The following is a 25,540-nucleotide window of genomic DNA, read 5'->3' as shown; positions in this document are numbered from 1 at the left end:
GTGTAACGGGTTTTTTGCTCAGACGGAACAGGCCCGCAGAAGGTGCATGGATTGTACTCGCTTCGGGAGCGTAGTGAGGCGAATCTGTGATTCGCTGACCGAGTGAACACAGCGTTTCCTCGTCTCAGAAGTCGTGCGAAGGCGCAAAACTCGTGCGCCCACACCCTCAGGGGGCGGGCGAGTTTTGCAGCGAACTACGGAGACAGGACACTAGAGAGGTTCTCGGGCGCTGGAAGGGTCAAAAAGCGCTAGAACACGCCGCATGTCGAGCCTGGTTGCTGGCAAGGGCGTGCGCGTCGCAGCGCTCCAACTCAACTCCAACGCGGACGTGTCAGCAAACCTCGACGTTGTTGAAGAACTCGTCGCGCGCGCTGTGGCGGAAAGCGCCGCGCTGGTGATGCTGCCAGAGAACTTCGCGTTCCTCGGCCCCGAGGCGCAGAAGCTCGAGATCGCGGAGCCGCTCATCGGGAGCAGCGAGTACGAGCCGCTGGCCCACCCGATTCAGACACGCATGGTCGAGCTTGCGAGGCGGCATCAGGTGCATTTGCTTCTCGGAGGTTTCCCTGAGCGGGCGCCGGCTGCGGAGGCAGAGCAGGAAACTCCAGACAGCGAGAGTTCGCCCCCGTTCAACACCTCGGCGTTGCTTGGGCCCGACGGACGACTAGCGGCCTACTACCGGAAGCTTCACCTCTTCGACATCGACTTGCCGGACGGAACCAGTTTGCGTGAGTCGCGCGCCACGCAAGCAGGCGATCGGGTCGTTGTAACCGAAGTGCTTGGTCTGAGGCTCGGCCTCTCCGTTTGTTACGACCTGCGATTTCCTGAGCTCTACCGGCGACAAGTGGAGCAGGGAGCGAACGTCATCAGCGTGCCTGCGGCGTTCACCGCTCAGACCGGGTCGGCGCACTGGCATGTCTTGCTTCGCGCGCGCGCGATCGAGAACCAGTGCTGGGTTGTGGCACCCGCGCAGTGGGGCAAGCACCCGGAAGGGCGCGCGTCGTACGGTCACGCGCTGATCATCGATCCGTGGGGCCAAATCGTCGCCGAAGCCTCCGACGGAGTTGGCGTCGTCCTTGCCGACTTGGACCTAGATCAGCTCGCGCGGGTGCGCGCGGGCCTGCCTTGCCTGCAGCATCGCAAGCTCAAGTAGCCGTTCAATTCCGTGTGGATTCCAAGCCGCCTTGCTCGGAGGTACTGTCCGCTCGAAGGTAGCCGCCGCTCACAGGTGGCGCTTGGCGATCTCGGTCCAAGTGCCGTGGGGCTCGAGCGCGATGTAGTCGCGCCAGTAGGGCCGCGCCTTCTCCGGTTCACCCGTTTGTTCGAACGCCATCGCTAGGTTGAAATAGGCGTCGGCGAACTTGGGGTCTGCAGCGATCGCCCCCTGGAACAACGGGATGGCCTTCTCCGCTTCGCCGCGCTCGAGCATCACGTAGCCCAGGTTGTACTGCGCTTCTGGCTGACGGACGTCGATCTGGAGCGCCTTCTTGTAGAGCGCTTCAGCGCCGGTGGCGTCGTGCCTGCGGAAACGGATATTCCCGAGGTTCGTGTAGGCGATGGCGAGCCACGGATCGAGCTCGACGGCCTTTGCGTAGAGCGCCTCGGCCTCGTCCATGGTTGATGGATCTTCGTCGAGTTGACTGGCTTGCAGGTACAGCTCGTAGGCGGTGCGGGCGCGCTCGCGTCCTGCATTGGGGCGTAGCACGCGCACGACGTCGTCGCGCAGGCTCTTCACCTCGAGGTCCAGCACCATCTGCCCGGTGAGCGCCTCGAAGGTGCCATCTTGGGTGCGCACGACGACGCGTCGCCCGTCGCTCACGATGCGCAGCTCGGAGAGCGGCCGAGTGACTCGGGGCAGAGACTGCCGAAGCGCGGACACGGCGCGAGTCACGTCGCGGAGTCGGACGCGGCTCTCGAGCAGCGCCTGTGCGGTGCGCAGTGCGATCAGATCTTGAAAGGTGTAGGCACGGCGACCGCGTCGACGACCCGACGGCGAAACGACGCCGTTCTTGTCCAGCGTGCGTAGCCGGCCAGGGCTCATGTGAAGCAGCCGTGCGATCTCAGCACGCGTGAACTGATCGGTGATCGGTTCTCGACTGGAGTGAGGACGTTCGTCGTCGTTGTCCTCGCCCCCAGGTTCGAGTGCTCGTACGCGTCCGCCGCCGGGGCCGAACACTACGTGGATCAGCTTCCCCTCGGGCTGCTTGCGTTTGCGATTTGTGCTCCGCTTGCGGCCAGCCATCGTGCCTCGGAAAGGACCCGCATCCATTCCTTTTCTGGCACCCTGGTGTCAAGCATCCCCTTTCGCGACTGACGAAATCCGCAGCTTTGCTCGTGGTTGAGTGAAGCGAAAAAATTCTCGCTTTCAAATCACGTGCAGTGCGAAGCAAGTGCGAGTGGAGTTGATGGGTGGCTCGTTCGAGGTTGACGAATGATGAAGCTCGGCCTGCGAACCGCTCAAGCACTTTGTGCTTGCTTCGGTCGGCGTTGTGGAGTGCGCAGCTCGGCTGACATTTCTCGCCAGCGCTTGCCTCTTTGAGGAGCGCACGCCGAGGGTGCGTCTTTGGTCGCGTGAACCAGGCTCACGCACCTTCACGCTTTGCAAGTGGGGTTGGGGGAGAGGCGCGACGTTTTTCCGTCGCGGCCTCGGACCAAGAGGCGTTCGTGCGGGGTCCACTATGGTTGCCTTGTGGAAAACTAGCGCGCCGTGCGCTTGCCCGGGCGCGTCCGCTTGGTAGGTCGCGCCTTACTGACGCCCCGCGCTTTTGCGAGGGGGGCCTCAATCTCCACATCCAGGCGCAGGCCCCGTGGGTCGCTTACGGACCGCAATTCCGCGCGGATGCGTCCGAGCGGGGCCCCGGCCCGTACCTCGGCCTCCCGACAAGCGATGCGAATTGCCCTCACTCGCGCGTGGACATCCCGCGCCACAAGAGGTCGGCAGATGTCGACTTCAGCTTGGCTGAGGCGCCCGCCGTGCGCGACGGACGGCAAGAGGATGCTCGTGGTGCCGAAGTACGTCGCTGGACCTGGTTCGGCGCGCGTGGCTCCCTCGCTCATCACATCCGCGTGCTCGAATAGCTCCCGCCACCAGTAGTCGGGGCAGAGCCACAGCTCGAAGGCCCGCTTGCTTGGTCGTGGGATGCCCGACGTCTTGACCAAGCCTGGGCCCCCGACCAGCAGGCTGCGCTGGCTCGGTGGGATGGATGGCGGTCGACGAGGCACCTCAGGATCGTATGGAGAAGCGGGCCGAAAGCGGAAGTTTCTGCCCCCCGTTTGCCATTGGGGAAGTTGCGGTGCATTGCGCGGCGCGAAGTTGGCCGTCTGGACGCGTGGCTGCGACGATCCTGAATGCGACCCGTTCGGGCCGCGCCCCGCGCTTGGCGGGGATTCATCGTGCTCGCACAAGTGTTGGAGGGACGCTGCAATGTCAGCTGGAACTGGCAAAGAACGCCGACGCCATAAGATGTTCGTGACGCGGAACACGGAGTACCACTTCCGGGATCGGCGTTGCGTGGGGGTGCGAGACCGCAAGAGCGGTAACTGGCTCACCTCCCACTTGGCTTGTGGGCGCTCGCTCAGCGGCGCGGTGCGCTTTCAGAAGAACGGCGTCGCGATCCCCGTGAATGGCGAGCCGACGGTGGGTGAGGCGCTCTACTTCGGCGAAGGTGGCAGGGACTTGGTTACAAGCATCCTGTGCTCCGTCGAGCGACCCGAGAAGAGCGTCGTGGCGCGCTACGCGGCCTAGTCAGGCGGACTTGGGCCGTCGCGAGGCTTCTCGCCTGAAGCGCTTAGTCCCGAAAAAGTCCGGAATCAGGCTGTTCTTCTGCGCCTCAGTCTTGCTACCAGGCGGATATCCTTAGAGGATGCTAGCGACCCCGGTTTGGGCTTCGCCCAAACCTGGCCCCAACCCCCACGTTGAGGCCTTTCCGCGTGCGAGCACGCAACCGAGCCACCCCGCTCCAGTCAACACCCCGCCGTTCACCGCACCTGCTCTCCAACCCCTCGCCCTGGCGAAGGTAACCGACACCTGAGTTTCCGACGTGGCAGCGCCCAACCCGAGCAATCCATCATTGTTCGCAGTCGTCATCAGCGAAAAAGGGGGAGCCGAGCGCCGCGAGGTGTTCGATCGCCCTGAGATCAGCGTCGGGCGCGTGCAGGGAAACGACTTGATGCTGCCGAAGGGCAACGTGTCCAAGCGACACGCCCGCCTGCTCTTTCGCGACAACCGCTTCATCGTCACGGACCTGAACAGCACGAACGGGACCTACGTCAACCGGCGCAGGATCTCCCAGGCGACAATCGTCCGCGAAGGCGACCGCGTCTACATCGGGGACTTCGTGTTGCGCATCGAGCTTCCGGACAGCGAGTCCGACGAAGCACCCTCGAGCAGCGAAGAAGTGAGCGTCAGCGCCCCTGCGCCCGCCGGTGCCGTCGAGCCGGTGCAGCCGTCATTCGCGTCGATCCCCGACGCGGAACCCCCGGACCACCACACCCGACGGCCGGTGCCTCCGCCAGCGCCCTCGGCGGCACCTCCCGCGCCGTCGGTTCCCCCGCCGCTTCCGCCCCCGCCGCGTCCTTCGGCGCCAGTGCATACCTCTCAAGCGCCTCCCGTCGCCGCTTCAGCTCCACCCCCGGTGACTTCCGAGCCGCCCGAGCAATCCTCTTCGAGCGACCGCGTTTCATCCCGCGCGCGAGAGTTCCAGCTGGAGCCTCATGTGGCGGTTCACCGCCAGGGAGTGCGTGCTTTGGTTGGGCGGGTTACGGAGTTGCTCAGCGCGGTTCGACTCGCTCAACCGGTTGATGAATCCGCGCGGCAACGGGTGGAACGTGCCGTGGTGGAACAGCTCGGCGCGCTGCGCGGCGAAGGTGCCGTCGGTGCAGAGGCTGACGAAGATCGCGTGCTGTCCGACGCGCGCGCTGAGCTCTGCGCGCTGGGGCCACTAGGTCCGTTGCTCAACGACGACGATGTGACCGAAGTGAGCGTGACCGGCTTTGCTCATGTCGCCGCTGACTCCTCGACAGGTTGGCGGATTGTCGAGCCGCCGTTCGCCTCCGAGGAGTCACTCGAGCGCGTGGTGACGCGCCTCTGTCGCTTGGCGGGGAAGGAGCCCACTGCCGACGAGGCGGTCGTCGAGCGCATTCTTCCAGGCGCGGTGCGTATGCGCGCAGTGCGGGGCTCAATCGCCGGCGGACGCAGCTTGTTGTCCCTACGCAAGGCCCGGCGGGTGACGAGCGTTGCTGACGATTTGGTGCGTCGGGGCACCCTCTCTCGCCATATGGCGACCTTTCTCCGCCACGCAACCGCTGGCGGCGCGAATATCCTGGTCGTCGGAACGCGTGAGGCTCGCGCCGCCGACTTGCTCAACGCGCTGGCGAACCTCAGTGATGCCTACTGGCTGTGTGTGGCTGAGAGCGAGCTTCTGTCGGGTGACGCTCGGGTGACCCGACTGATGTTGGAATCGAACGACCCGAACGCGCGCCGAGTGATTGGCGCCGCTAGTGTGCTGGGCAATGCTCGCCTGCTGGTGGAGAACGCCCAGAACCAAGTCGCGACCGCGGTGATCGAGAACATCGCAGCTGGGGCTCGTGGCTGCGTCGTCTCGACCCAGGCGGGCAATCTGGAGCAAGCGCTGGAGCGTTTGATGGCTTCATTCATGAGCAGCACTGGCGCCGCAAGAGAAGCCGCGCGTCACCAGGTTGTCGGCTCGTTCGACTTGCTGGTGGAGATCGCTCAGTTGCGAGATCAGCGCTACCGCGTGCTGCGCATCGCGGAGCCGGCAGGCTTGTCCGCCGATGGCTTCGATCTCGACGATATTTTCGCCTTCAGCTTCCAGCGGACTGCCGCTGGCGGTGCTGTGGAAGGCACGTTCGCATCCACGGGGACGGTTCCCAAGCTGGCCGAGGACCTAGGCGCACGGGGCATCACCATGGAGCCCTCGCTGTTCTCTCGCAACGGCCGCTAGGCGACGCGCGAAACGGACGCTAGTCGATGGCTCGTCAGCGTGCCACTACGCGCGGGCAGAGGCTTGCTTCGCCTTGTTCAGCTTGCGGCTGAACAGGCGCTTCTTGATCGCGTTTAGCTTGTCGATCATCAATACGCCGTCGAGGTGATCGTTCTCGTGTTGGATCGCCACGGCCATCAGGCCGTCGGCTTCCAGCTCGAACGTCTCTCCGAACTCGTCTTGCGCGCGGACCCTCACGACCTCTGCGCGCTTCACCTCTTCAGTTGCCCCAGGGAAAGAAAGGCAGCCTTCCTCCCACACCTGCGTGCCATCGAGCTCGAGCAACTCCGGGTTGATGAAGACCTTCAAGTCGCTCGGTTCGTCCTCGCCGGCGATGTCGATCACGAAGAGCCGTATGGCGACACCGATCTGGGTGGCTGCGAGCCCGACCCCGGGAGCGTCGTACATGGTTTCAGCCATATCCTCGACGAGCTGACGCAGATCGTCGTCGAACACCGTGACCGGTTGTCCTACTTCGCGCAGACGGGGGTCGGGAAACTCGAGGATTTCGCGTAGAGCCATGACGTAAGGGAACGTATCACCCGCCTACGGCGCTCGCAACGCACTGACCCTCACCCCCGAACCTACTCGGGGTGCGTGCGCCACCCGAGACGACGCCGTTGGGGGCTTACTTGCGGACCTTGCGCGGGTACTTCAAGGGTCCGTAGACGTAGGCGTCTGAACCGCAGAGTTCCCAGCGCGGCGGGTCAATGCGCGGAGCCTCCGTCGGCTGCTCGGGACCTGCCCAGTCGACGGCGCCCGGCTTGCCGCGGGGACCCAACATCACGGGCGCGATGAAGACATGGAGCTCATCCGCTAGTTTCGAAGCCAGCAGCGACCCCGCGAGCTCTGCGCCGCCCTCGCATAACACAGACACGACCTCCCGGGCCGCGAGTGCTTCCAGCGCCTTGGCCATGTCGACTCGGCCGTCAGGGCCAGCCGGTACGCGGATCACGCTGACCCGCAGATCGGTCAGCGCGTGACCAACCTCTTCCGGTGCCTCTGGAGTCGTGATCACGCAGGTCGGGATCTCGTCGGCGGTTTGCGCCAGCTGGCTATCGAGGGGGAAGCGTAGCTTGCTGTCGATGACGACCCGCACTGGGTTCCGTCCGGAAACATCCCGCACGGTGAGGCGGGGGTCATCCGCGATCACGGTGTTGATGCCAACCATGACCGCATCGAGCTGAGTCCGCAGGAGATGAACCTTGGCGCGGCTGTCGGAGCCCGTGATCCACTTCGACGCCCCAGTGCGCGTCGCCGTGCGCCCATCCAGGGACGTCGCGAGCTTGAGGGCCAAGTACGTGCTGCCTCGGGTGATGTACTTCTCCCAAGGCTTGATCAGCTGCTTGGCTTCGGTCTCCAACACGCCGAGCGTGACCGCGATGCCTGCTTGCTCGAGCAACCCTTGACCGCCGCCCTCTACGTGCGGGTTTGGATCCTTGCAGCCGATGACGACGCGCTCAATCCCCGCGGCAATGATTGCGTCGACGCAGGGCGCTGTGCGACCCTGGTGGGCGCAGGGCTCCAGCGTGACGTACAGCGTGGCGCCCTTGGCTCGCTCGCCAGCCTCCTTGAGCGCGGCGACCTCTGCGTGGTCCTCTCCAGCCACCTCGTGATGGCCGGTGCCGACGATGTCCTTGCCGTGCGCAATCACGCAGCCCACGTGGGGATTGGGAGACGGATCGCCGCGTCGCCCTGCTTCCAGGGCCTTCGCCATCAACTCCGCGTCGAGATCACCCATGTCTACTTCCTCGTCTGCGTCAGCTCAGCATTCGGGCGCGCGTCGCCGGCTACTGCGCCGCTCGCGACTGAACTAGCTTTCCCATCTCCGCCATGAACTCGTCGATGTCGCGGAAAGAGCGATACACGCTGGCGAAGCGCACGTAGGCCACTTCATCCAAATCCTTGAGGCGCTCCATCACCTTCTCGCCGATTAGGCGCGAGACGATTTCCTTTTCCCCGGATTGACCGAGCTCGCGCTCCAGGGCCTCAGCCGTCTCGTCGAGGCGGTCTGCTGGCACCGGTCGCTTGTTACAGGCGATCTGCAGGCTGCGTAGGAGCTTCTGGCGGTCGAACGGCTCGCGGCGCCCGTCCTTCTTCACCACCGTCGGCAACGAATGCTCCACGCGTTCGTAGGTCGTGAAGCGCTTCTTGCACGAGTCGCACTCCCGCCGCCGCCATACGACGGTGCCGCCAGAGGCGAGACGAGAGTCGGTCACACGGCTGTCCGTGTGGCTGCAGAAAGGGCACTGCATGAGAGATTCGAGGGGGGAGCGGGCCGGTGTGGTAGTACCGCCGCATTCAAATGACCAGCACAGATTGGTGCGCCTGAGGGGTGTAGCAGCGGCCTCGCAGTGCCGCCCGGTTGAGTCAAGGTCAGGACTCAGCACCTCGGAATCGCGTGGCCATCCCGGCTCGAGCCCGCGAGTTGTGCCTGTGCGGCAGCCCCGGCAGCAGTTGTTGGGCGCCTACCGCTGGCGATTTGCTCAGTCCTTGTAGCGGCTGAGGACCAACGTCGCGTTGGTTCCACCGAAGCCGAAGGAGTTGCTCATGGCGTGGTCGAGACGACGCTCTCTGGCCTGGTTCGGCACGTAGTCGAGGCGGCACTCCGGATCCGGATCCTTGAGGTTGATCGTGGGCGGGATAGCACCGGTCTCGATGGCCTTCGCGCACACCGCGGCCTCCACGGCGCCGGCGGCGCCCAGCAGGTGGCCCATCATGGATTTGGTGGAGCTGACCCACAGCTTGTGGTCTTTCGCGTAGTCACCAAAGACGGCTTCTACGGCCTTGCTCTCTTCGATGTCACCCGCTGGAGTCGAAGTACCATGGGCGTTCATGTAGCCGATGCTCTCTGGAGACAGCTTCGCGTCTTCCAGCGCGAGTCGCATGGAGCGGATGGCTCCGGCGCCGTCGGGAGCCGGCTTGGTGATGTGATACGCGTCGCTGGAAGCTCCGAATCCGGTGATTTCCGCGTAGATTTTTGCGCCGCGACGCTTGGCACGGGAGAGCGACTCGAGGATTAGCGTTCCCGCTCCCTCGCCACACACGAATCCGTCGCGACCCTTGTCCCAAGGACGAGAGGCGGCTTGGGGGGCGTCGTTGCGCCGCGAGAGGGCGAACATGGCGCTGAAGCCCGCGATGCCGATTGGGGTGATCGTCGCTTCCGCGCCGCCGGCGACCATCACGTCTGCCTTGCCGCGACGAATCCATTCAGCCGCTTCCCCGAGGGAATGGGCGCTCGAGGAGCATGCCGTGGTGTGGCAGAAGCTCGGTCCGCGTAGGCCGTACTCGATGCTGACTTGGCCAGCCGCGAGGTTACCGATGAGGGAGGGAATGAAATAGGGGCTGACCTTGCCCGGGCCTTTGGTCTCGAGGATCATCTTGACCCGCTCGAGATTCTCCAGGCCGCCGAGGCCAACTCCGATGAAGCAGCCTGCACGATCGCGTTCGGCTTCTGCGAGTTCCAGCCCAGCGTCTTGGAACGCAAGCTTGGTCGCTCCCATCGAGAACGTGATGAAGCGGGCGACCTCCTTGAGCTTCTTGCGCGGCATGAACTCTGCGGGGTCGTAGTTTTTGACCTCGCACGCGAAACGCGTTGGATACTCGTCGGTGATCTCGAACTGAGTGATAGGTCCAGCACCGCTCTCGCCCTTCAGCAGCGACTGCCAGGTGGCCTCTGTGCCGATGCCGTTGGGGGTGATCAGACCAATTCCGGTGATGACGACGCGTTCCATTGCTGCCTCATGGTGCCCACGCGACGGCGTGAGAAGGGGTGCGCGTGCCGCGCAAAGCTATGCCGAGCCCGCTGCTCTTGATGGCGCGGAGCTCGGCGTGTCGAACAGGTGCTTGGCTGTGTGCGCGAGCGGATACAGGCCGCAGCGGGGTGCGGCCCGTATCCGGTGGCTCTGGCGCGTCCACGCGAAGCGAATCAAGGTCGCGCGGTGCGCGACTCAGCCAGCTTGGTGCTGCTGGATGTAGTCGACTGCGTCCTGGACGGTGCGGATCTTCTCCGTGTCTTCGTCGGGGATGTCGATCTCGAACGCTTCCTCGAAGGCGAGCACGAGCTCCACGAGGCCCAGGGAGTCCGCTCCCAGGTCGTCGATGAAGGTGGACTCCGCCTTGATGTCTGCTTCGTCCACGTCCAGCTGCTCTTTGATGATCTGCTTGACCTTCGCCTCGATACCTTCAGCCATGCTGCCTCCAAGGCCGCTCTCCGCGGCCATTGCTCTGTTTCTTTCGTTCCTGCGCGCGAGTCGCGCGTCTCTCTAAGTCAGTCGCCATCTTGATGATGGCGCTTTGGTCTCGCTGACGCCCCAGGGGGAGCGCGAACGGCCAGACACTCAGTCCACGCCGTCTGGGCGTGGGCAATTCACATATACATCCCGCCGTTGATCCGCAGGGTTTCGCCAGTGACGTAGCCCGCCTCTCCCGAGGCCAAGTACACGACGCCCGCAGCGATCTCTTCGGCGGATCCGATGCGCCCAACCGGGACGGCATCGAGGATCCCCTTGCGCTGCTCTTCGGTCAGCGCGCGGGTCATGTCGGTTTCCACGAAACCAGGTGCGATGGCGTTCACAGTGATGCCGCGGGAGGCGTACTCACGGGCGAGGGATTTGGCGACTCCCACCAGGCCGGCCTTGGTCGCCGCGTAGGCGGTCTGCCCTGCGTTGCCCATCTCGCCAACCACGCTGGAGAGCAAGATCACGCGGCCAAAGCGCGCGCGCATCATGCTCTTGATCGCGGCGCGCGCGGAGTACACCGCGCCTTTCAGGTTCACGGCGAGCAGTTGATCGAAGTCGTCGTCCTTGAGCCGCAGCAGCAAGCCGTCGATGCTGATGCCAGCACTTGCCACGAGGATATCCAGACGGCCGTGACGCTTCGCAATCTCCGCGATGGCTGCTTCGACCTCACTCGAGGAAACATCCAGGCGCGCCGTCTCGGCGCTGCCACCGGCGTTCGTGATCGCGCTGGCGACCTCTTGAGCCGCCGCTTCGCCGCTGGCGTACCCGACGACCACATGGGCGCCTTGGGCGGCGAGCGCGATCGCCGCTGCGCGACCGATGCCGCGCGAACCACCCGTGACCACTGCTACTCTAGACTTCAGATCGAACATGCATTCCCCCTGACAGGGCGCGCCTGTTTACCACGTGCACGCACAAAACAAGGGTGAAAGTTAGGTGGAGGCGCAAACCGGTCGGCGGGCGTTTCGCCCTGTTATCGAGCTGAATAGCAGCGCCCCGAAGACGCGCACTGAGGAGGAGCGGATCGTGCGTAGGCGCGTTCGCTACGCGTGCACTCGGTGTCTTCAATGCTTCGCCTGACGCGCGCGAGCGAAACCGGCGCGAACCCAAGCGATCCGAGCCGTGTGGCGCGTTGCTTCAGCTCAGCGCGTCAAAGCGGGTGTGTTGCGGTCTTCGCGCTGTGTTGAGCCGCGCTATGCGCCAGCGTTACTTCAGAGTGTTTCGGCGAGCTTGCGCAGCGCGTCCATCTCGAACAGCGACTGCACTTTGAGCGCCTTGTCGATCTTGCGCACTAGGCCTGCGAGCACGTTTTTCGGCCCGATTTCCAGCGCCTGGTCCACGCCCATGGCGCGCATGCGGAGCACGCTCTGCTCCCATAACACCGGCCCGTCGATTTGTTTAACCAGTAGCGCGGCGACGCGCTCACTCGCCTGGTTCGGCTCGGCTTCCACATTGCTGACCACCGGGAAGGCGAGCGGGCCGATCTGGATATCACTCAAGGCGCGCTCCACGGCGCGCGCGGCGGGTTCCATCAAGCTACAATGGAAAGGCGCACTGACCTTCAGCGGGATCGCCTTCAGCTTGCGTTCGCCCGCTAGCTCGGAAGCGCGCGCGACGCCTTCGCTCGAACCAGCGATCACGATTTGCCCGGGCGCGTTGAAGTTGGCAGGCGACACGCTGCCCGCGTCCTGTGCCGCACGGCAAAGCTCCTCCACGGCGGCCGCGTCGCCTCCGAGGATCGCTGCCATCGCGCCGCGGCCCTCGGGGACGGCGTCCTGCATGGCCTTTCCACGCAGGTGCACTAGACGCACGGCGTCCTCCAACGTGAGCGCGGAGGCTGCGACGAGCGCGCTGTACTCTCCCAGGGAGTGACCTGCGGCAACGCTCGGCGCGGGCAGGTTGGGAATGATCTCTTTCAGTGCCGCGAGCGCAGCCATGCTCGCCGTGACGATCGCTGGCTGAGTGTTTTTGGTCAGCACGAGATCGCTCTCGGGGCCTTCGAAGCAGAGCTTGCTGATGGAGAACCCCAGTGCCGAATCCGCGCGCTCGAAGACGTCGCGGGCCGCCGGGCTCTCCTCGAACAGGCTCTTGCCCATGCCTACGAACTGAGTGCCTTGACCAGGAAACAACCACGCGACTGACATCGAATCTCTCCCATTTGGAGCGCTTGGCGCTCCCGAGCTGCGGCTGTCGAACTACCGCCGGGCCGACCTTAACTCAGGCAGCGGCGCCACGGAAACCCGCGGCGCACCGTGTGTGGCACGACGGCGTGAACTACATACGAGCCAAGGCGCTGGCCCAGGAGATCCCAGCTCCGAGGGCACACATCAGCACCGTCTGTCCGGGCTGGATACGCCCGTCGCGCACGGCCTCATCGAGCGCGATCGGGATCGACGCGCTCGAGGTGTTGCCGTAGCGCTCGATGTTGAGCACGAAGCGATCCATCGGGATCTTCAGGCGCTGAGAGACCTGGTTGATGATGCGCAGGTTGGCTTGGTGGGGCACGACCCAGTCGACCTGATCGAGCTCGAGCCCAGCGACTTCGAGAGCCGACTTCGAGGCGCTCGAGAGGTTCTTTACGGCAACCTTGAAGATGTCCTGGCCGATCATGTGCACCTTGTCGCGGCGCTTCTCGATGAGCTCGGGGGTGAGGGGCTCCTTGCTGCCGCCAGCAGGAATGCAGAGCGACTCGGCGAGTGAAGCATCGGTGTATAGCTGCGTGGAAAGCACGCCAGCGGGGCCACCCTCCGCGGGGGCCAGGACCGCGGCACCAGCGCCGTCGCCGAAGAGCACGCAGGTGGTGCGATCTTCCCAGTTCAACACACGGGTCAAAAGCTCTACGCCGACCACCAGGACGCGCTTCACCATTCCCGTGCGGATATATTGGTCGCCAATGGAGAGTGCGTAGAGGAAGCCAGCGCAGGCTGCGGCGACGTCGAACGACGGGATGCTGCGCGCTCCGAGCTTGGCCTGCAGGAACGCAGCACACGCGGGCAACGGCATGTCAGGGCTGATCGTGCCCACGATGATCATGTCGAGCTCTTCGGCTTTCACACCCGCCATGTCCAAGGCGCGCTTGGCCGCTTCGAGCGCCATGTCGCTGGCTGCTTCACCTTCGGCCGCCATGCGGCGCTCTCCAATCCCAGTGCGCTCCCGGATCCAGGCGTCGGAGGTATCCACGATCTTCTCCAGATCGTGGTTGGTCAGCACCTTGGAGGGAGCGTAGGCACCCGTTCCAACAATGCGGCTCTTCGGGGTGAGCTGCTCAGCACTCATGCTGATCACTTACGATCCCGTAGCCTTCGCGTCTAGAATTGGTTCAACCAGATCCGCGACCGCTTCGTCAGCAAATTAAGCGGGGAAAGTGCGTAGTTTTCTACGTACCTGGTTGCTGGTGAAGCGCTCCAGAATGTCTGTGCGGAAATGATGCCGTGCGTCTAGGAGCGCTGCACCGAGTGCCGAAAAACTTGGCGCTGTCAGAGCTGGCTCAGCCGGAGTGGTGCTGGAGGGCCGCGGAGTGAGCCGTCGCGCCTCACCCCCAAACTCGTGGAGGGCGACGCGGTGAAGAAACGAGAAAACCCGGTGACCAACGAGGGGCACCGGGCAATCAGCGGAGCGCGGAGGCTCTCAGCTCTGGTCGGTCGACTTCACCACCGCGCGGCCCTTGTAGTGGCCACAGGCGGGGCAAACCCGATGCGGCACCATGGGCGCCGAGCAGTTCGGGCAGGGGATGATGTTGGGCGCAGCTACTTTGTCGTGATTTGCACGGCGCGTGTCGCGTCGGGCGCTGCTCTGTCGTCGCTTGGGAACTGCCACGGTCTTACTCCTTATCGCGCAGACGATCTCTCAACGCTGCGAGCGGAGCCAGACGCGGATCGAGCGGGCGATCTGCCGTTTGCGGCTCCAAAGAGGGCGAGGCTATAGGGGGAGTGTCTTCCGAGCGCAAGGGAAATAGCGGTAGCTCCAGGAGAATGAACTCCCGGATGAAGCTATCCAGCACGATTTCCTCGCCGCTGTAGACGTCCCGAGCCGCGTCCTCCTCACTGAGGAGTTCGTCTTCGTCGTCTTCTGTTCGATGTTTCTTCGTCTTGCGGGCTTCGCGCTGCGGAGCCGCAGAAGTTTGGGGACTCGAGGCGCCCTTCTTGGCCTTGGTGTGCTTGTGCTTGGCCGCCGAAGTGGCTGGCGCGAGCAGCAAGAAGACATCCGTCTCGATGTCGAGGTCGAAAGGCTCCAGGGAGCGGGCGCAGTCCATTTCGACGGGCGCCTTCAGATGCCCGCGCACCATCACCTCCCGGCCCTGCTTGCTGACGGTGACGTCGAGCTCCCCGTCGACCCCACGCGCACGCGCTTCCGTACCCTCCAGCGCGCCGGCGAGCCACGCAGACGGGATCGGCACCTCGAGCTGACGTTCGTCGTCTTCGAGGTCCGCGAGCGGGACGCTGAACTGGGGTTCGGGTTGCTTGGCCATGGTGCGCGGGAAAAGGGGCGCGAAGCTTAGCCGGGGAAACGCTGCTGGCAAGCTCGGCGGTCGGTGTCGTGTCCTACTGCCAGCGCGAGTTTCGTCGCGTGGCCTCTCGAACGCTGCAAAAAGGCTGGCTTCGGCGCCAGGCGTGCCACTAGCGTCTCTGCAAATGGGTTGGCTACAGCGGGACGATCGGAAGCGGCGGGTGGCGCTCGCGCTCGCGGTCTACGTGCTGTGCACCCTGGTGTTCTTCCTGCTCGCGCAGCCCGAACGCCTCCACGCGCACACGCCGTTCAACCACTTCGCGTTGCTCGCGGACAGCTGGATCCATGGGCGCCTCGACCTCGGTGGCCCGCCGCCGGCGTACGCCCAGATGAACGACTTCGCGGAGTTCAACGGCCGCTGGTTCATCGCGTTTCCGCCGTTCCCTGCGCTGCTCTTGTTGCCTTGGGTGTGGCTCGCGGGCGGCGCGGAAGGCGTGCGAGATGGCCAAGCCTTCCTCTGGCTTGCTGGCATCGCGCCCGCCGCGTTGTTCTTGGTGCTCGAGAAGCTGAGGCGTCGCGAGCACTCGAAGCGCAACGTGATCGAGAACGTTGCGCTCGCGCTGCTGTTTGCCTTTGGCAGCGTGTACTTCTTCAGCGCCGAGCAAGGCACCGTGTGGTTCGCGGCGCATGTCGTGGGCGCGGGTCTGTGTGCGCTGTACGTGCTGTTCGCCCTCGACGCCGAGCGCCCGCTGCTCGCCGGCCTGATGCTCGGCTTCGGTTTTCTCACCCGGGCGCCGTTAGCCTTTGCAGCAGTGCTGTTTGCCCTCGAGGCACTTCGGGTGTGCAGCGAGGGCCGAGCGGGTGGGGGAGAGGGTGATATGGCGCGCACCCAGGAGTCCGTGCGCCCGCCGGCAGCCGTGGATGAATCCGCGGGGCAACGCTTGAAGGTTTGGTGGCAGCGCCTGGACAAGCCGCGCCTTCTGCGGCTCTACCTCACGTTTGCGGCCCCCGCGGCGCTGTGCGTCGCCTTCTACCTCTGGCATAACTACGCGCGCTTCGGCAGCGTAGGCGAGGTAGGCTACCGTTACCTCAAGGTGCGCTGGGCGGGGCGCATGGAGACCTGGGGCCTGTTTCACTATCACTACCTGGGTCGCAACCTGGGCGTGATGCTCAGCGGCTTGCCCTACTGGAACAAGGGTGCCGGCGCGCCGTTTCAGATCAACGCCCATGGACTCGCGCTGTGGTTCACCACGCCGATGTACCTCTGGCTGCTATGGCCGGCGCGAGGCAACGCCCAGCGCTGGCTGTACCGCGCCTTGTGGGCGACCGTGGCTATCGTTTCCGTGTGGACACTGTTCTATCAGAACACTGGCTGGCAGCAGTTCGGACAGCGCTTCAGCAACGACTACGCGATCTTCCTGTTCATGCTCCTGGCGCTCGGCGGGCGCCAGTTTGGCTGGATTTTCCGTGCGGCATGTGTGTGGGCAATCGCGGTCAACGGCTTCGGGGCGTGGAGCTTCGATCGGCCCCAGGCACGCGGGTACTATGTGACGAATCCCGGCGAGTTTTATCAGCGGGATTGAGGGCGGGTTCGGGTTCGGGGCGGTGTGAGTGGTGGTCGACCTAGCCGAATTGAAGCGCATCAACGCGTGGCTCCAGGCCGCTGCGGCCGCCCGCACCCAAGCGGACGAGGGCTATGTGTTTGAACTCTTCGCGCTGCCTGCTGAGGGAACGGTTGAGGACGCGCTCGCGCGCTACACCGCGGGCACCAACTGGCAAGTGAGTGTCTCGGACGCTACCTGGAGTGAAGTCGAGGCGGCACTTGGGCTGTGGTTTGGTGAGACCGCGGAAGCATCCGAGGTGCTTAGTGCCCTGTTTGCGAGTGCAACGAAGGTCAGACGACTTGAGATCAGCGCTCCCCCTGGGGAGTGGCTGAAGCCTTGGTACGAAGCGTCATGGGACGACTTCATCCTCGCGTCTCCCAAGGGTCGCGTCCTGCTGCATCTCGGTGTGTCGGACTGACCGCGAGCAACTCCAGCGACCGGGTGAACGACATCGCCCAAAATGTAGCGCCAAGATGCTCTCCAAGTACCGGCTACTTCAGCTCCAAGTTGTCGATGCTGGCAGTGACCTGAGCCATGTTCTTCGTCATGAGCTCTTTGCTGCCGCCGGCTTCGTGGACGAACACGGTGTCGTCCGTGACGAAGATGCTCACGTAGTACAGGTGGGGCGTGGTCTCTTGATCGAGGCCGAAGCGCATCTGTTTGCCGGCTACACCAGCGCGCGTTTTGACATCCACGGTTTCGAGGAGCGCGTAGCCGCCTTGGCTGCGGAGCTGGTTCTCGATGGCTCGAGTCCAGAACTCGAGGGTGCCGCCGTCTTCATTGTCTACGGCGCGCACGGCGATCACGAGGCCATCAGCGGTGGTCGCGCGGTAGTCGTAGCGGTCGTCGTAGCCGTGGTTGTCGACCTCGACGAAACCGGGCGGAGTAGACGCCTTGAAAGGTGAGCCGCAGGCGGCAGTGAAAAGACAGATCGCGGAAACGAAAAGCAATGAGAGTCGCATCGGAGTCTCCGATCACATCGAGAGCAGGCTGGGCAGGCCGAGCTTGCGTAGCCAGTCGAAGGGCAAGTTCACTTTGGGGGCGACGTGTTCGGAGCTCTGGGGCTCCAGGCGCAAGGTGATGGTGGAGAAGGCAATCAGCTCTCGCATCAACTTGAGTCGGCCCTCCATCACCTCGATTTGCGTGGTCACCCGCTCGAGCTCACGCTCGATCTTCAGGGAGTCCTCGACGGTATTCGCCTTGGTCAAGAGCTGCTGGAAGCGATCGCGCACCGCCTTCATGTTCTTCAGGCGTGTCTGCAAATCGAAGAACTTCTCGGTGACGTCCTCGACCTCTACGTTCTGATGCAGCACGTCGCCAAAGCCCCCGACCTTGCCCAGCGCTTCGCGGAACTTGGCCGATGGCACGCGGATCACGATCTCGCGGTCTGAGCGCCGCACCAAGTACCCGCCCATTTCTCGCGCCATCTTCTCCGTCTTGTCGATCACTTCACGAGTCTGAAAGACTCCCATGTTGATTTCTGCGCGGTAAATCAACAGCGGGCCGGCGACCTTCTGCGGGGTCTGGTCCGAAGGCTCTTTGCCACCGGCCGGCTCAACCGGCGGCTGACCAGGGGTATCAGGCTTCGCCTTCGGCGGAGCCGGGGGCGGTTGAGGTCCCGGCGGTGCGGCTGGCGGAGCGGCTCCGGGGGCTACCGGTGCGTCATTGAACGCGATCTCCTCGCGGTCCAGGCTCATCTCCGCCATGCCGTCGCCGCCGGCAGACGCGGTCTGAGTGGCTTGGGGCTGACCGCCGCCGTAGTCGGCCTCGCCAGGAGACATCGACGCTTCCTTGGCGTACGACGCGCCACCGCAGCCGACGCCGAACAGCAGCAAGACCAAGAGCAATACCGCGTACAGCCTGGCAAACGCCGAGCTCTGCGGCTCCCAAAAGCAAATCCCTCGCATCAGTAGCCTCCCGAACGCGCAAGTTATCGTGGGCTTACAGTCGACTCGAGGTATTTCGCGCACGCATTCCGACGAGCACCACGCTCTCGGAGTGCACGTCGCCGACGAGCCTCGCAGCCCGCTTGGTTTTGGGCGGTGCGAGGCTCGGTTTGCGGATTGCGCCGGGGCTACTTGCTGCTTGGGGCGGGAGCGGCGCTGGGGGCCGCGGAGGGAGCGCCGCTAGCTGCCGCGCTGCCCGATGGCGCGGCGGCCGCCTCTTGCTTGGGCTCCGGCATCTTCGCGTCGCGGGTGATCTTCACGCTCTTGATCTTCACCGGATCGGCGGCCTTGTCGCCGACCACCTTGGTGTTTGCGATCTTCTCGATCACCTCTTCGGGGCCGCACTTGCCGAAGATCGTGTAGCCGCCATCGAGGTGAGCCGCGACGCCATCCATGATGAAAAACTGGGAGCCGTTGGTGTTGGGTCCGCGGTTCGCCATGCAAAGCAAGCCGCGCTCGTCGTGGTGGGCGTTCTCCCAGATCTCATCAGGGATCACGTAGCCGGGCCCGCCGGAGCCGTTGTGATTGGGATCGCCGCCCTGGATCATGAAGCCTTTGATCACACGGTGAAACGGCGTGCCGTCGTAGAGGGGCTTCTTCACCCACTTGCCGTCGCTCGATTTCCACGGACGGAGGCCGCGAGCCAAGCCGACGAAGTTGGCGACCGTGATCGGCGCCTTGTCGTGCCAGAGCTCGCACTCGAGCTTGCCAGCGGTCGTGTCGATGGCCGCCTTGAAGTAGCCCTCGCCCTTGAGGCCCTTGGCGGCGTCCGTGAGATCGAACTTGCCCTTGGCCGGATCATCGGGAGTCACCGGAACCGTCGCCACCGGTTTTGCGGCGATCTTGCGCGCGCCACCGGGCGCTTGCCCCGGGCGATTCATGCGCGAGAGCAAACCCTTGAGGTTCTTGGCGCCGCCCAGCTTGAGCTGCGCACGAGCGCTTGGGTTGGTGCCCGGCGTGCTCTCCTTCTTGATGGTGGGCTGCTTGGTTTCCGGTTCCTTCTTGGCCTCGTCACAGCCAACCACGGACGTACCCAGGCTGACGGCCAGTGCGCCTAACCCCAATCGAAAAACCAAAGATCGCATGCTGTTGTCCTTGAAAGCTTTGTGTCGCTAATCCTTGCGGAAACGCGCAGATTGAGAGTGACCGTGAGCGGTCACTCGGAGCTGTATTCGATTTTTACCTGTTGACCGGGCTTCACCCCGTGATCCCGGCTCCAGCCGGCGTTCATCTCCAGCACGAACGCCGCCGGGCAGGGGACCGCTCGTGGGTGCTCATTCAGCACCGGGACCTGCTCGAGGATGCCCACCACGAAGCCTTGGCTGTCGATGAACAGCATGTCCAGGGGCAGGCAGGTATTCTTCATCCAGAAGGAGCGCGGCGCGTTGGTGGGCCAGCTGAAGAGCATGCCTTCTTCAGGGGCCATGCTCGTGCGAAACATCAGGCCCCGTTGGCGGCTGGTGTCGTTCGAAGCAACCTCGACGGCGACCCGAGGTTTGCCGTTGGCTTCGGGGAAGGACACGAATCCGCGCGGCAAGGCCAATGGCGGTCCAGCAGCTTCGGGGCAGTCAGCCGCTGGCTCTGCTTTGGGCGCCGGCGCCTCGGGGAATGGGACAGTACAAGCGGCTTTGGCCGGCTCCGCGTGGTCAGACTTTGCGGGCGCCGAAGCGCCTTGCGCCTGATGAGCTGCACGCGCTGGAGCGTGCGTCGAGCTAGAGGTCGAAGAGTTCGGGCTGCCAATCGGATCGCAAGCAACCAGCGCCAGGACGCCGCTCGTGACCGTTAATATCTGCACGCTTCGGCGCCCGGCCTGCCAATTCCGGCGGGTTTTCTCGGTTCGCTCGCGGTCGCGCATGGCGCGGCGTATACCACGGCGTTAGAAACGCACCAGCCACCACGCGAAGTGCCCTGAATGCGACTTCGCATCGAGCTAGGGCTTAGCCTATGCTCCCCGCATGTGGCGCATGTGGGGTTCTGGCGTTGAGTGGCGCTCACGCGCCGCGATGGTAGGGGCAGCGATTGCCTTGGTTTCCGCGTGTGGCGGAAGCGCTGTCGCCGACCTCAGCGATGCTGGTAGCGGTGGCAGCAGCGGCTCTGGTTCCGACGCTCAGGCGGGGAGCGCAGGCTTCGGTGGGACGACGCCGGTGAAGGACGCTGGCAAGGACTCGAGTGCCGGCACCGCAGGCAACGCGGGAGTGGGTGGCTCTGAGGTCGACAGTGGCTACGTCGACCCCGGCTGCCCGGATGCGGCTCCGCCCCAACCCGACTTGCAGTGCGATCCTTGGGCCGCGGTCACGGGTTGCGGCCCTGGTGAGGGCTGCTACCCGTACGTGATCTATCCGGGTTCCGTTTGCGAACAGGAGACCTACGGCACCTACTGTATCCCCGCTGGGACTGGGCAGCAGGGTGATCCGTGCGGAGGCGAAGCTTGCGCAGGCGGCTTCGTGTGTGTCATCACGGGCCAGGGCAACCAGTGCGTTCAGATGTGTCAGCTCCAAGGCGATGACGGCTGCCCGCCTGGCTTGTTCTGTCTCCCGGTGGACGTTGAAGGATTCGGCGGATGCTTCTAGGAAATCGCGGGTGGCTCTCAAAGCGCCCGCTCCGCACTTCTCGTGCTGCTCTGTTTGCTCTCACCAGCGTGGCCGCAGCGGCCGCGGTGCAGGTCGCGTGCGGGTCCCGCACCGGCTTACACGGACCGCCAGCGGAGGAAACCGACGCAGGAGCCGACGCGACGGTTGACGCGGCGGCTGATGCGCCAGACTGCACCATCGACAGCGAATGCGTTCCGCCCGATCTGTGCACAACCATGGTTTGTTCCGCGGGGAAGTGTGTCGAGGGAGAGCCTGTCGTGTGCGACGACGGCGACGAGTGCACTCAGGACACCTGCAACTCTGAGGATGGTCAGTGCGTGTTCGAGAGCCTGGTGCGTGACGAGGACAAGGACGGCTTCTACGGCCCGCGTCCAGGTTACGCCGCCGGCGAGCCAGGTTCGTGCGGCGATGACTGCGACGACACCTCTCCGCTAGCTTTTCCTGGGGGAGAGGAGATCTGTGATGGCGTCGACAACGACTGCAACGGCATCGTCGACGACAACGCGCGCTACGTGCCCACGGGGGGCGGTGACGTGCGCATCTCCGGGGCCGACCTGCGCCAGGCGGGGGCTGGCGGTTTGGTCTACGCGGAGACCAACTACGTGGCGACCTACACGGGTCAAGAGACCCACTGGAAGAACTTCGCCCAGGGCATTGCGTCTGACGGGACGCCCCTCGCGAGCTTCCCGGAGACGGCGATCACCAACGTCAACAACGACAACTTCACCGGTCCTGTGGTGTGGACCGGCTCCGTCTACGCGACCGTGTGGGAGGACCGTCGAGACTCGGACTACGAGATCTACTTCAATCGATTCGATCCCGGAGGAAACAAGCTCGGGGCTGACATACGCATCAGCCAGGCCGCAGGCTTCAGCTTGAACCCGTCGCTGCTCTGGAACGGGAGCCAGTACGCTGTGATTTGGCAGGAGGAGCGCTCCTCGCTGTTCGTCCTGGTGGGCGTGCTGCTCGACGCCGAGGGCAAGCCGATCTCGGAGATCACCCAGTACACGTTGCCCTCCATCATCGCGGAGTCACCGCGGGTCGCAGAGGGTGAGCGCAAGCTCGGCACCGCGTTCAACATGAACCAGGGCCTCGGTCAGGAAATCGGATTCCTCACCATCACCCCGGATTTGAAGGAGTCGACCTCTCCCATCTCCCTGGATAGCGACGCCGTCGACCCCAGCATCGTTTGGCTTGGAGACCGCTTCGTTGTTGCGTGGGAGAAGCGCGACGTCACCCCTGGCGATGCGATCTGGGGTGCCCTCGTCGATGAGGATGGCAACATCCTGCGCCCTGCGACTCAGCTGACGACCGGCGCTAGCTTCGCTCGCTCCCACGCGATGCTACCCCTTGGCGATCGCTTCTTGCTGGTGTGGGCCGACGATCACGACGGCAACTACGAACTCTACTCGAAGCTGCTCAGCGCAGATCTCGAGGAGCTGACGGCGCGCGAGCGCATCACCTTCGATGGCTCGGATACTGTCAGTCCAATCGCGAGCTTTGGCGCCGCTGGCGACGTGGGCGTGCTGTTCGACGATCGACGCAGCGGCTCGTGGCAGACGTACTTCACGAAGCTCGAGTGCGCCGCGGGGAACTAGTGTCCTGTCTCCGTAGTTCGCTGCAAAACTCGCCCGCCCCCTGAGGGTGTGGGCGCACGAGTTTTGCGCCTTCGCACTGCTTTTGAGACGAGGAAACGCTGTGTTGACTTGTTCAGCGAATCACAGATTCGCCTCACTAGCCGTCTCGCTCGAAGCCACTGCCGCGGCCCTGGGGCGCACTCGGCGCGCCGCGCGTGTTCCACACGGCAATGGGTGGCGTGCGCGCGTCACGCCGTGATCTCATACCGCTTCAGCTTGTCGTACAGCGTCCGGAGCCCGATCCCGAGCATCTCCGAGGCTGCCTTGCGATTACCACCACAGCGCGCGAGTGCCTGGGTGATCGCTTCACGCTCGATGTCCACCAGGGGGCGAGCCAGGTCTGGCGGCTCGCTCTTGCCGTTGGTGGTTGGCTCGAGCCAGAGATGGCTCTTTTCCACGGTGGTACCGTCACACAGAATCAGCGCGCGTTCGAGCACGTTGCGCAGCTCACGAATGTTGCCTGGCCATTCTGCTTCCTTGAGGTAACGCTGAACGCTCGCGGAGAGGTCCGGGGCGCTGCGCCCAAGTTCGGCGGAAAGGCGCTTAACGAGCGCCTCCGCCAGCGGCACGATGTCTTCACGGCGCTCCCGTAGCGGGGGCAGGCGGATGGGGAAGACCGCGAGGCGATGATACAAATCTTCACGGAAACTACCCTCGGCCATCGCCTGACGTAGGTCGCGGTTCGTCGCGGCGACCCAGCGCACGTCAGCGGCGAGCGTGCGGCTACCACCCACGCGCTCGAAGCGTCGATCTTGCAGTACTCGCAGGAGCTTGGCCTGGAGCGCGGGCTCCAGCTCACCAATCTCGTCCAAGAAGAAGGTGCCACCTTCTGCCAGCTCGATGCGTCCCTGGCGCCGAGCGTGAGCGCCGGTGAACGCGCCCTTTTCGTGTCCGAAGAGCTCGCTCTCGAGCAAGTGACTCGAGAGGGCGGCGCAGTTGATGGCGACGAACGGCGCGTCCCGTCTGTTGCTCTTTTGATGGATCGCTCGGGCCAGGACTTCCTTGCCCGTGCCGCTCTCACCCAGGAGCAGCACGGTCGCGTCGGTGCGAGCCACGCGCTCGGCGGCAGCGACTACCGGCTGCATGGACTCAGCGCCGTAGCTCAACGCGTCCACGGAATCCTGAGTGCGCAACGCCTGCTCTTTCGCCGCCAGCAGGCCGCGCTTCTCCAGCGCTCGGTCGACGACCAGACGAAGCTCCGCTGGGCTTCCTATGGGCTTTTCTAGGTAGTCGAACGCACCAAGTCGCATCGCGTCGACGGCGCTCTCCACACTCGCATGGGCGGTCAGCATCACCACCTGAGTGTCTGGAGCGTCCTGGCGCAGCTGCCGCAAGAGATCGATGCCGCTCTTGCCTGGTAGCCTGAGGTCGCTGATTACCACATGAAAATGTGAGTTGGCGGCCTGGCTGAGGGCCTGCTCGGCCGTCTCCGCTGGCGTCACGTCGTGTCCGGAGAGTTCGAGAGCTTCTACCAGAAACTCGCGGAGTCCCTCCTCGTCGTCTACCACCAAGATTCTCGCCAAGTCTCCTCCAGGAAATAAGTCGCTGCTGCGCGGGGGTCGCTTCGCGTCTGTCGCGAGCCTTGTCGCAAAGCCTTGCAAGTGTTCAGCCAACGCCTCGCGGGAGTCGCACTTCGAAGCAGGCGCCGCTGACGGCCCCTGTGTCATCAAGCAAATTCGAGGCCGAAATGCTGCCGCCGTGTAGCTCTACCAGGCGCCGCGCGATGGCGAGGCCAAGGCCGGTGCCTTGGGTGCGGGTCGTGTGAAAGGGCTCGAAGAGCGCCTCGGGGTCGCCGTCGATGCCGCGCCCTTCGTCGAGTACTCGCAGCACGAGCAGCTTGTCGAGGACGCGTGCTTCGAGCTTCACCGGCTCAGGCGAAGCGTGGAGGCCGTTCTGCAAGAGGTTCACCAAGACCTGACGAATGCGCTCCGCATCCAGTGGCCACGTCGCTGGCAGGTCGGGCGCATCGAGGCGCACCCAGCGCCCGGTTTGCTGGGACTCCGAGATGTCCCGCTCCGCGCTGGGGGTCCACACATGGGCCTGAGCTTGCTGGATCGCGCTCGAGAGCAGCGGATGGAGCTCTACGTCGGTCACAGCGAGCTCGCCAGAGCGCGCGAACGCCAAGAGGTCCAGCACCAAGCGCTCCAGACGAATTGCCTCCTTCACCACGCGTTCGCTGCGCGCGTGGGCTTTGCTCTCCCGAGGCAGCACTTCCGCGAGGAGCTGGGCGTTGCCCTTGAGGGAGGCCAAAGGATTCTTGATTTCATGGGCCAACACGGCGCTCATTTGGCCGAGACTCGCCAGGCGTCGCTCTCGCGCGAGTTCGATCAACAGCCGCTCGTGGCTCGAGAAGGCGCGCCACAGCAGGATCGTCAGCGCGCCCAGCGCGAGGGCGGCGGCGAGTCCCACGCCTAGACTTTGCAGCGCTCCCTCCCTGAGCTCCGGTACGGAGCGCGTCTCGAACTCGAGCAAGATCCCCGGCGGCAAGTGCGGGGGTGGGAGGTCGATGGGATCGCAGTCAGGGGCTTCTGGTGGGCAGGGCGGGGGAGGCGGCACGGGCAGAGACACTGCGCGCACCCGGTTGTCGCGGATGGTGAGGCTGCCCTTCAGGAAATCCCGTGAGTTGACCGGGCCGAGCTTGGGTTCCCCCGCCGAGTGCTGAATCCCTTCCGGCGATCCGAGCGCGACGTAGCGCAACCCGGCGTCCTCGTGCCGCTTCAGGAACCGGTCGAGGTCGGGGGGGGCACCGCGTTCGTCAGGTCGAGTGCGGCGCACCCGATCGAACCAAGCTGCTGCTTCGCCTCGAGCCAGAGCAATGCCCGCGCGCTCGACGTTGCGGTAGCTCATGATGAGCGTGAGCAGCAGCGCCAGGATGGCGAGCAAGCTTCCCGCGGCGAGCGCTGGGCGTCCCCAGCTACGTGGCCTGGAGGCTCGTCGGGGCGGCTCTGGGTCGGACATGCGTCGGGATCGGGGCCGATGCGTCGTCCACGGCCTGGATCGATGCTCGCCTCGCAAACTGCACTGAGCAAGCGCCGTTCCAACTTCGCCTAGCGCGCGAAGCGGTTTCCGCAGTTAG

The 25,540-nt window shown here is 64.6% G+C and carries 25 protein-coding genes; 7 read left to right on the top strand and 18 right to left on the bottom strand.

What is annotated here, in order from left to right:
• Positions 1–262: 262 nt before the first annotated feature.
• Complete coding sequence (locus tag H6718_02585) at positions 263–1,150, top strand: carbon-nitrogen hydrolase family protein (GenBank protein ID MCB9584252.1); 888 nt, start codon at positions 263–265, stop codon at positions 1,148–1,150.
• 69 nt (positions 1,151–1,219) lie between these two features.
• Here H6718_02585 and H6718_02580 read toward each other — a convergent pair whose 3' ends face one another.
• Both H6718_02580 and H6718_02575 read right to left on the bottom strand, forming a co-directional pair.
• Positions 1,220–2,239, bottom strand: a complete 1,020-nt coding sequence (locus H6718_02580) for a tetratricopeptide repeat protein (protein ID MCB9584251.1) — start codon at positions 2,237–2,239, stop codon at positions 1,220–1,222.
• Between the two features lie 455 nt (positions 2,240–2,694).
• Entirely contained in the window at positions 2,695–3,219 is a 525-nt protein-coding gene (locus tag H6718_02575; GenBank protein ID MCB9584250.1) for a hypothetical protein, read from the bottom strand.
• A 202-nt stretch (positions 3,220–3,421) separates the two neighbouring features.
• Between H6718_02575 and H6718_02570 the strand changes: the two genes are divergently transcribed.
• Both H6718_02570 and tadA read left to right on the top strand, forming a co-directional pair.
• Positions 3,422–3,742: a hypothetical protein gene (locus tag H6718_02570; GenBank protein MCB9584249.1), complete on the top strand. Its 321-nt coding sequence runs from the start codon at positions 3,422–3,424 to the stop codon at positions 3,740–3,742.
• Between the two features lie 295 nt (positions 3,743–4,037).
• Positions 4,038–5,960: a Flp pilus assembly complex ATPase component TadA gene (gene tadA, locus H6718_02565; GenBank protein MCB9584248.1), complete on the top strand. Its 1,923-nt coding sequence runs from the start codon at positions 4,038–4,040 to the stop codon at positions 5,958–5,960.
• A 45-nt stretch (positions 5,961–6,005) separates the two neighbouring features.
• On the opposite strand, the gene def is transcribed toward tadA, so the two are convergent.
• The 10 genes from def to H6718_02515 form a co-directional block, all read right to left on the bottom strand.
• Positions 6,006–6,521, bottom strand: a complete 516-nt coding sequence (gene def / locus H6718_02560; GenBank protein MCB9584247.1) for a peptide deformylase — start codon at positions 6,519–6,521, stop codon at positions 6,006–6,008.
• Positions 6,522–6,627: 106 nt separating this feature from the next.
• Positions 6,628–7,740, bottom strand: coding sequence for a bifunctional diaminohydroxyphosphoribosylaminopyrimidine deaminase/5-amino-6-(5-phosphoribosylamino)uracil reductase RibD (ribD, locus tag H6718_02555; GenBank protein ID MCB9584246.1), 1,113 nt, complete (start codon positions 7,738–7,740; stop codon positions 6,628–6,630).
• A gap of 49 nt (positions 7,741–7,789) precedes the next feature.
• On the bottom strand, positions 7,790–8,254 hold the full coding sequence (nrdR, locus tag H6718_02550; protein MCB9584245.1) for a transcriptional repressor NrdR: 465 nt from the start codon (positions 8,252–8,254) through the stop codon (positions 7,790–7,792).
• A 231-nt stretch (positions 8,255–8,485) separates the two neighbouring features.
• The gene (fabF, locus tag H6718_02545; protein ID MCB9584244.1) at positions 8,486–9,733 is read right to left on the bottom strand and encodes a beta-ketoacyl-ACP synthase II; all 1,248 of its coding nucleotides are present in this window, start codon (positions 9,731–9,733) and stop codon (positions 8,486–8,488) included.
• Positions 9,734–9,949: 216 nt separating this feature from the next.
• On the bottom strand, positions 9,950–10,192 hold the full coding sequence (gene acpP, locus H6718_02540) for an acyl carrier protein (GenBank protein MCB9584243.1): 243 nt from the start codon (positions 10,190–10,192) through the stop codon (positions 9,950–9,952).
• Between the two features lie 176 nt (positions 10,193–10,368).
• Entirely contained in the window at positions 10,369–11,112 is a 744-nt protein-coding gene (gene fabG, locus H6718_02535) for a 3-oxoacyl-ACP reductase FabG (GenBank protein MCB9584242.1), read from the bottom strand.
• Between the two features lie 339 nt (positions 11,113–11,451).
• On the bottom strand, positions 11,452–12,384 hold the full coding sequence (gene fabD / locus H6718_02530; protein ID MCB9584241.1) for an ACP S-malonyltransferase: 933 nt from the start codon (positions 12,382–12,384) through the stop codon (positions 11,452–11,454).
• A gap of 130 nt (positions 12,385–12,514) precedes the next feature.
• Positions 12,515–13,516: a ketoacyl-ACP synthase III gene (locus tag H6718_02525; protein ID MCB9584240.1), complete on the bottom strand. Its 1,002-nt coding sequence runs from the start codon at positions 13,514–13,516 to the stop codon at positions 12,515–12,517.
• A gap of 351 nt (positions 13,517–13,867) precedes the next feature.
• Positions 13,868–14,056 (bottom strand): 50S ribosomal protein L32, encoded by a 189-nt coding sequence (rpmF, locus tag H6718_02520; GenBank protein MCB9584239.1) that lies wholly within the window; start codon positions 14,054–14,056, stop codon positions 13,868–13,870.
• Positions 14,057–14,060: 4 nt separating this feature from the next.
• On the bottom strand, positions 14,061–14,708 hold the full coding sequence (locus tag H6718_02515; GenBank protein ID MCB9584238.1) for a DUF177 domain-containing protein: 648 nt from the start codon (positions 14,706–14,708) through the stop codon (positions 14,061–14,063).
• Positions 14,709–14,871: 163 nt separating this feature from the next.
• Here H6718_02515 and H6718_02510 point away from each other — a divergent pair, with 163 nt between their 5' ends.
• The gene (locus tag H6718_02510; protein MCB9584237.1) at positions 14,872–16,269 is read left to right on the top strand and encodes a hypothetical protein; all 1,398 of its coding nucleotides are present in this window, start codon (positions 14,872–14,874) and stop codon (positions 16,267–16,269) included.
• A gap of 31 nt (positions 16,270–16,300) precedes the next feature.
• Positions 16,301–16,708 (top strand): hypothetical protein, encoded by a 408-nt coding sequence (locus H6718_02505; GenBank protein MCB9584236.1) that lies wholly within the window; start codon positions 16,301–16,303, stop codon positions 16,706–16,708.
• A gap of 73 nt (positions 16,709–16,781) precedes the next feature.
• Here H6718_02505 and H6718_02500 read toward each other — a convergent pair whose 3' ends face one another.
• The 4 genes from H6718_02500 to H6718_02485 form a co-directional block, all read right to left on the bottom strand.
• On the bottom strand, positions 16,782–17,252 hold the full coding sequence (locus tag H6718_02500) for a serine/threonine protein kinase (protein MCB9584235.1): 471 nt from the start codon (positions 17,250–17,252) through the stop codon (positions 16,782–16,784).
• Between the two features lie 12 nt (positions 17,253–17,264).
• Entirely contained in the window at positions 17,265–18,197 is a 933-nt protein-coding gene (locus H6718_02495; protein ID MCB9584234.1) for a DUF4349 domain-containing protein, read from the bottom strand.
• Positions 18,198–18,364: 167 nt separating this feature from the next.
• Positions 18,365–19,321: a peptidylprolyl isomerase gene (locus H6718_02490; protein MCB9584233.1), complete on the bottom strand. Its 957-nt coding sequence runs from the start codon at positions 19,319–19,321 to the stop codon at positions 18,365–18,367.
• A 71-nt stretch (positions 19,322–19,392) separates the two neighbouring features.
• Positions 19,393–19,773 (bottom strand): DUF192 domain-containing protein, encoded by a 381-nt coding sequence (locus H6718_02485; GenBank protein MCB9584232.1) that lies wholly within the window; start codon positions 19,771–19,773, stop codon positions 19,393–19,395.
• A gap of 427 nt (positions 19,774–20,200) precedes the next feature.
• Here H6718_02485 and H6718_02480 point away from each other — a divergent pair, with 427 nt between their 5' ends.
• Positions 20,201–20,806, top strand: coding sequence for a hypothetical protein (locus tag H6718_02480; GenBank protein MCB9584231.1), 606 nt, complete (start codon positions 20,201–20,203; stop codon positions 20,804–20,806).
• Complete coding sequence (locus tag H6718_02475; protein ID MCB9584230.1) at positions 20,797–22,425, top strand: putative metal-binding motif-containing protein; 1,629 nt, start codon at positions 20,797–20,799, stop codon at positions 22,423–22,425. Before H6718_02480 ends, H6718_02475 begins: the two co-directional genes overlap by 10 nt.
• A gap of 227 nt (positions 22,426–22,652) precedes the next feature.
• On the opposite strand, the gene H6718_02470 is transcribed toward H6718_02475, so the two are convergent.
• Both H6718_02470 and H6718_02465 read right to left on the bottom strand, forming a co-directional pair.
• Positions 22,653–23,987, bottom strand: a complete 1,335-nt coding sequence (locus tag H6718_02470) for a sigma-54-dependent Fis family transcriptional regulator (GenBank protein MCB9584229.1) — start codon at positions 23,985–23,987, stop codon at positions 22,653–22,655.
• An 82-nt stretch (positions 23,988–24,069) separates the two neighbouring features.
• Entirely contained in the window at positions 24,070–25,422 is a 1,353-nt protein-coding gene (locus tag H6718_02465; GenBank protein MCB9584228.1) for a hypothetical protein, read from the bottom strand.
• Between the last annotated feature and the right edge of the window lie 118 nt (positions 25,423–25,540).

Source organism: Polyangiaceae bacterium (assembly GCA_020633205.1).
In the GTDB taxonomy this organism is placed as follows: Bacteria; Myxococcota_A; Polyangia; order Polyangiales; family Polyangiaceae; genus JAHBVY01.
The sequence above is the reverse complement of the archived record's forward strand: the minus strand, read 5'-3'. Positions and strand labels throughout refer to the sequence as shown.